The 6,179-nt window shown below is 57.5% G+C and carries 5 protein-coding genes; all 5 read left to right on the forward strand.

From position 1 onward, the window contains the following. Positions 1 to 149 precede the first annotated feature (149 nt). The 5 genes from AACY31_RS28065 to AACY31_RS28085 are packed head-to-tail and all read left to right on the forward strand — an operon-like array spanning position 150 to position 5,734. A complete protein-coding gene (locus tag AACY31_RS28065) occupies positions 150 to 1,490 on the forward strand; it encodes a lysine N(6)-hydroxylase/L-ornithine N(5)-oxygenase family protein (RefSeq protein WP_339505554.1) in 1,341 nt (446 codons plus the stop codon). Between the two features lie 16 nt (positions 1,491 to 1,506). Then, positions 1,507 to 1,860, forward strand: a complete 354-nt coding sequence (locus AACY31_RS28070; protein WP_339505550.1) for a cupin domain-containing protein — start codon at positions 1,507 to 1,509, stop codon at positions 1,858 to 1,860. Continuing rightward, positions 1,857 to 2,984 (forward strand): FAD-binding oxidoreductase, encoded by a 1,128-nt coding sequence (locus AACY31_RS28075; protein ID WP_339505551.1) that lies wholly within the window; start codon positions 1,857 to 1,859, stop codon positions 2,982 to 2,984. Before AACY31_RS28070 ends, AACY31_RS28075 begins: the two co-directional genes overlap by 4 nt. Before the next feature lie 4 nt (positions 2,985 to 2,988). Continuing rightward, a complete protein-coding gene (locus tag AACY31_RS28080; RefSeq protein WP_339505552.1) occupies positions 2,989 to 4,611 on the forward strand; it encodes a methionine--tRNA ligase in 1,623 nt (540 codons plus the stop codon). Continuing rightward, entirely contained in the window at positions 4,604 to 5,734 is a 1,131-nt protein-coding gene (locus AACY31_RS28085; protein ID WP_339505553.1) for an NAD(P)/FAD-dependent oxidoreductase, read from the forward strand. Before AACY31_RS28080 ends, AACY31_RS28085 begins: the two co-directional genes overlap by 8 nt. The last annotated feature ends 445 nt before the right edge of the window (positions 5,735 to 6,179 follow it).

Below are 6,179 nucleotides of genomic sequence, written 5' to 3' on the forward strand. Positions count from 1 at the left end.
ACAACTCCTTGCGGGTCTGCTTGCGCTTGCCGGCGTACTCGGCATCGGCGAAGGTCATCTGTTTCATCATTGAAAAGCTCGGCGACTGGTGTCCGGTAATTTTGCCAAATCAGGAAGTCTTTTTCAGAGTTTCCCTAGGGATAATGATCATGAGCTTGCACTCTGCGGCTGAAGTAATAGATCTGGCGGGTATCGGTATTGGGCCAGCCAATTTGAGCCTGGCTGCGCTGGCTCAACCGTATCCGAAAATAACGGCTAAGTTCTTTGAGCGCAGCAGCGAATTTCAGTGGCACTCCGGGATGATGGTGCCTGAAGCGATGTTGCAAGTTCACTACCTCAAAGACCTGGTCAGTCTTGTGGATCCGTCCAATCCATTTTCATTTCTTGCCTACCTTGCCAAGAAAAAGCAGCTGCTGAGTTTTATCAACGCCAATTTTGATCAAGTGCTCAGGCGCGAATTCAATCAGTACTACCGCTGGGCCAGCAGCCAATTGCCAAGCCTGCAATTCAATAGCGACGTGCGTTCAGTTGAATTTGAAAATGGTCTGTTTATGCTCAAGGGCGACCATTGGGTTCAGCCGGCACGCAACCTGGTGTTGGGCACCGGGCAGCAGCCGTTGGTACCGGAATGCGCGAAACCTTTTGTCGGGGACACGCTTTTTCATTCGTCGCAATATATGACCCGTAATCGCTCCCTCAAAGACAAGCGCGTGGTGATAATCGGTGGCGGCCAGACCGGGGCGGAGATCATCCAGCACCTGCTGTCCGATACCAGCGCGCTGCCAGCCAGTGTGACCTGGGTGTCGCGGCGCTGGAATTTTTCCCCGTTGGATGAGTCGCCTTTCACCAACGAGCTGTACACCCCGCAGTACAGCGACCACTTCTTCGAGTTGCCCCAGCATGTGCGCCAGCCACTGCTGGCCGAACAGAAACTGGCCAGTGACGGCATCTCGCAATCGCTATTGCAGTCTATTTATCGGCGTATGTACGAACTTCAAAACGTGTTGCAGCACCCCTGCAAGATCCGCCTATTGCCGGGCCGCGAGCTGACGGCTATTCACCAGCGCCACAATCATTGGAGCCTGGAGATGATCCATGGGCACAGTCAGGTGCGCGAAGAACTGAGCGCTGACACTGCAGTGTTGTGTACGGGCTACGCCTATCAGGTGCCTGAATGCCTGGCGGGGCTTGAGTCGCGGATTACCAGGCGTGAGGGCGAATACGTGGTCAAGGATGACTATTCCATCGCGTGGGATGGCCCCGAGGGTTCGGCCATCTATGTGCAAAACGCCGCCCGCAGTCAAAAGGGCATTGCCGACCCGAACTTGGGGTTAATCCCTTGGCGTTGCGCGAAAATCATCAACAGCATTTGCGGGCAAGCCCTGTATGACCTTGTCGAGCCTGAGGCCTTTGTTCAATGGGGAGCAAGTGAGGTCTTTGATGAGGTCACGGATGCCCGCTTTGACCGCCTGAGCGCGGTGGCCAACTAGATCCAGGAGCTTATCAATGGACCCGATAACACTAACCCCCAAGGGCAATGCCCCGGTGATTCGCGAAACCGAAGAACAGGTAACACAGCAAGGCGTACGTCTGTTCATGCACAACTACGCTGGCAAACTGGCCAACGCGCCCATGCTGTCGTCACGTTTCACCCTTGATCCTGGTTGCGGGACGGAGGAAGACAAGCACGCCGTCAGTGAGATCTGGTTCATTTCTCAAGGTGATCTGGATGTCTTCTATGACGGCATCTGGCACAGGGTGAAAAACGGCGAGAGCCTTTATTTTTCACCCTTTAAGCCGCACTTCGCACGCAATAACGGCGCGGGCCAAGTTCAGGTATTTTCAATGTGGTGGGCATGAGTATGACGCAAGATTTCGATCTAGTGATCATCGGTGGCGGCATTATTGGTGCTTGGACCCTGCACCATGCAGCGCAGCGCTACCCCGACTGGAAAATCCTGTTGATTGACCGCTACCGGATCGGCGACGGTGCAACCTCTCACTCGGCAGGCGTGCTACTGGCGACCGGAAGATCGGAGCGCGAACGTCGGCTAGCTGGGCAGAGTGCCAGGCTTTACCGGGCGTTTCGCGACCGGTTTTCAATCCGTACCACGCAAGCGCCGGTGTTTTGGCTCGCCGATGGCGGGTTTGCGGCCGATATCCAGCGTGCGGTAGTCGATTTCGACGTCAAGTCTGCCGATGTGTCAGCGCTTGCGCTGGGCGATCGCCTGGGGTCAAGGCTCAATGTCGACGCCGCGCAAAGCCTTTTGAGCGGCGGTTCGGCCGAAAGCTACGAGCCGCCCTTGATCGCGCGGATGTTGATTAGTCACAGCCTTGCATCGGCTAATGTCAGCTGTATCGAAGGGTTGGGCGTCAGCCATATCGATAACGTCGACAGCGGGACGACGCGGCTCACCTTGTCAGACGATTCCATCATCTATGCCCACCGAACCCTGGTGGCGATGGGCCCTTGGATCAACGAGTCCCCCTTTGGGTCGATTGCCGCCCAACACGGGCTTCGGGTCAAGAAGGTGGTGGCCCTGCATATAGACGGTGCTCCACCTCCTGATGCTGCGGCATTGTTTCTCCCACAGTCCGATGCCTACCTGATGCCGCTTGCGGCGCGTAATCAATGGTTGTTCAGCTTTCGCTGCGAAGAGTGGGATGTTGCGCCGCGCAAACATCAACTGGAGATCAACGACCACGATGTTCAGGTGGCTAAAACCGTCCTGGCGAAGTATCTGCCCGACCTCGTTGGTCGGTGTCGGGGTGGCCGGGTGTTTTGCGACAGCTACAGCCCTGGCGGCGAATCCCTGGTGACTCTCGACTACGCGACCAATGTGGTCGTTGCCGGTGCCGGCAGCGGAGCGGGATTTCGCTTGGCCCCTGGGATTGCCAGCGAGGCCCTTGAGTTGATCGTCGCCCATCGTCCCGACCGTGTCACTGCCCATGGCCAAACACATCCGCCTGTTTTTATGGACTGAAAAGATGATGCCTATCACTGCAAAAAGATTCTTCCTGATGCCGATTCCGCCGACCCCAAATGGTCGCCTTCACTTGGGACACATTGCCGGGCCCTATCTGCGCATGGATATGCTGGGTCGCTACCTGCGGACCCAGGGCCACAGTGTCGACGTCGTATCGGCGGTCGACGGCTTCGACTCCTATGTTCTCTGGAAGGGCTTGCAAGAGCAGCGCTCGCCGGAAGAGGTTGTTCGCGACTATCACCGGCAGATTGCAAACGATCTGCGGGCAATGGATGTGCAGGTCGACGACTTTCTGGATCTGGTACAAGGCCCTTATGCGCAACGTCACGCCCGCAATGCTCAGCGCACAGTGGAGCGTCTGGTGGCGTCGGGCGTCACTGAGACGGTGACTGAACGGGTACTGTATTGCCCTGAAACCAGCCGCTATTTGGCCGGCGCCTGGTTGCTGGGGCAGTGCCCATACTGCCAGGCAGGTGCCGGTGGTTACTTCTGCGAAGCCTGTGGTGCGCTGTTCCGCCCGGAAGCCATGCTCAATCCTCAGCCGCGTATGGGCGACAGCCCCCTGAAATGGGTCGAGGTAGAGAGCCTGTTTCTGAAGGTAGCGAATCCGGACAACCTGCTGCGGCATATGCATGCATCGGGTGCGCCGCCGTCGATTATCGAGGTGATTTCACGGTTCCTGGAACGGGAAAACAATTTGATCCGCCTGACCGCACCGGGTGACTGGGGCGTCGCCTGGAGCCCGGATCGCTTTGCCAACCCTAGGGTTTTGTTTGAGTCTGGCTGGGAATATGCGTTGACCTGCGCCGATCGTTCCCAGGAGAAGGATCCTGATCACGGCCACGCTATGCTGTGCAACAGCGATGTCACGACATTGGTCAGTTTCGGTATCGACAATGCGGTGTTGTTGCTGGCCGGTAGTGTCGCAGTCATGGACGCCCTGCAGGATCACCAGTCGTTTGATTACGTTCTCACTAACTATTTCTACAAGTTGCAGGGCACTAAGTTTTCCACCAGCCGCCTGCATGTGGTCTGGGCCGCTGACATTGTGGAAAAGACCCCAGCCAACAGTGACGGCGTGCGGTATTTCCTGTGTCGCGAAAGCCCTGAAAGTGGTGAGACTAACTTCGCTGTGGAAGAGTTTGTCGAGGTGGTCAACGTGGACTTGGCAGGGGCGCTCGACGGCCGAATCGACATGGCGTTGGCCAGCATCGGTGCCGGGCAAATGCTGACGATTCCATCGGCGTTGCGGCCGGCCCTTGAGACGGCTGTCGCCCAGTTAGATCAAGCACTCCAACTGGATGCGGTTTCGGTGCGCAATGCCTGGGAAGTGCTGCACCAGTGGATGCAGCGACCGGACCTGGATGTCATGCAGCAGGAGCAGGCCTATGCCTGGCTCAAAGGTTTGGCTTACCTGGGGGCCCCGATCATGCCGCGACTGTCCGAGTATCTGTGGCAATGTTTGGGCCATGATGGATTACCGGCCCTGCAGTCATTGTTCGCCGCATCGCAGCCTCGGGAGTCCACCCTGTCACGTAGCCGCTTCCTACCGCTGTCCCCGGCGTTGTTGCACCCTTGCTTGCCACATAGCGTGGTCCTTGAGCGCGCGACCAACGATGCATGAATATGCCGATGTAATCGTGATAGGCGCCGGGACCACCGGCTGCAGCATTGCCTGGCATCTGGTACAGGCTGGACTTTCAGTTCGCCTTCTAGACAAAGGTGCAATTGCCTCGGGGTCTTCAGGCGCTTCGCCGGGGATCGTGCGCCAGTACTATGCCGACCCGGCACTGAGCCAGCTGGCAGCCCAAGGCGTACGGGCTTACCGTGATTGGTCGCAACACTATCCGGGGGAGTGCGGCTATCGACCAACAGGTTTCTTGACCGCGATTTCCAGGCAAGAGCAACAGGCGACCGAGGCTAATGTTGCGTTATTGCAAGCGCATGGGGCTGCGGTGCGATGGCTATCACCGGCCGAGGCGCAAGTGCTGGTTCCTGACCTGCGGACGGATGGCTTGGTAGGAGTGGTGCATGAGCCTGATGCTGGATATTGTGACCCGATTCGGACCGCCGAAAGCTTCGCGACAGGCGCGCGCAGCCGCGGCGCGGTAATCGAAGAGGGCCGGGCAGTAAGACGGATTGTCTGCCGGGCGGGGCGAGTGGCTGGGGTGCAAACGGACAGCGGGTTTATCGCCAGCAGTAATGTTGTCAATGCCGCCGGACCTTGGGCGGCCGTGCTGGCGGCGGATTGCAGAGTGCCGCTGCCAATCAGCGCCACGCGACAATGTGTGGGCATTGTCACCGTGGCATCCCCAGATCAAGATCAGCTTATGCCGGGATACGGTGATCGCAGCGCGGGGTTTTACCTGCGCCCGGACAGTCCGGGAACCTACTTCATCGGCTCGTTGCGAGCGTCCGATAGTTATGCAATCGATCCGGACGCTTTTGATCGCAGCATGAGTGACGCCACTGTGCGTAGTTATCGAGATAGGGCAGTCAGGCGATTGGGCAGACTGGAGGGCGCGCAACCCTTGGGGCGTCGAGTGTCGTTCTTTGACAGCACACCCGATGGTAACCCGATTGTCGGTGTCGATCCGCGAATGCCTGGATTGATCGTGGCGGCCGGGCTCAGCGGGCACGGCTTCAAATTTGCCCCGCTGTTTGGGCAGGGCATTGCGCATTGGGTGATGAAAGGGCAGGTGCCCCAGTCGTTGGCGCTTTTCGCGATGGAGCGATTCCTGCGGTAGGCGCTGACTGACAGTAGAGTGGACAGAGACCTTTTGATGAGCTTGCGGATACGCAATCTTTCAAGCTGTTGGGATCCCCAAAATACCTCGGGTCAGACGGTTCCTTGAGTGCATGCTGAACGATTTAGCCAATCTGTTGCATCGACCGGTTGAATCCACATCCAAAAGAAGTCACTCATGGACGACCTAATACGCCGATTTGTGTTTACGATGGGTGCCGTTTCGACAGGAGCGATGCAATGGATCTGAAGTTCAGTGTAAGCGGATGGCGAACACACCTACCAAACTCCAGCATTAAAGGCGATGGTGTCCGCGTATTGATCTGACCCCGAAATGTTGGACATCAACATCCAGGGGTGTCATGAAAAAGTACACAGAGCAGGCGAAATTGTCGGTTGTTGAAGATTACTGTTCGGGGAGCGCAGGTCACAGAGAGGTCGCGCAT

The organism is Pseudomonas sp. RL_105y_Pfl2_101 (genome assembly GCF_963970585.1).
Lineage (GTDB): Bacteria > Pseudomonadota > Gammaproteobacteria > Pseudomonadales > Pseudomonadaceae > Aquipseudomonas.

Bases quoted from the DNA above. Each gene is read 5' to 3' on its own strand.
- AACY31_RS28065 (WP_339505554.1), top strand. From the start codon at position 150: ATGAGCTTGCACTCTGCGGCTGAAGTAATAGATCTGGCGGGTATCGGT.
- AACY31_RS28070 (WP_339505550.1), top strand. From the start codon at position 1,507: ATGGACCCGATAACACTAACCCCCAAGGGCAATGCCCCGGTGATTCGC.
- AACY31_RS28075 (WP_339505551.1), top strand. From the start codon at position 1,857: ATGAGTATGACGCAAGATTTCGATCTAGTGATCATCGGTGGCGGCATT.
- AACY31_RS28080 (WP_339505552.1), top strand. From the start codon at position 2,989: ATGATGCCTATCACTGCAAAAAGATTCTTCCTGATGCCGATTCCGCCG.
- AACY31_RS28085 (WP_339505553.1), top strand. From the start codon at position 4,604: ATGCATGAATATGCCGATGTAATCGTGATAGGCGCCGGGACCACCGGC.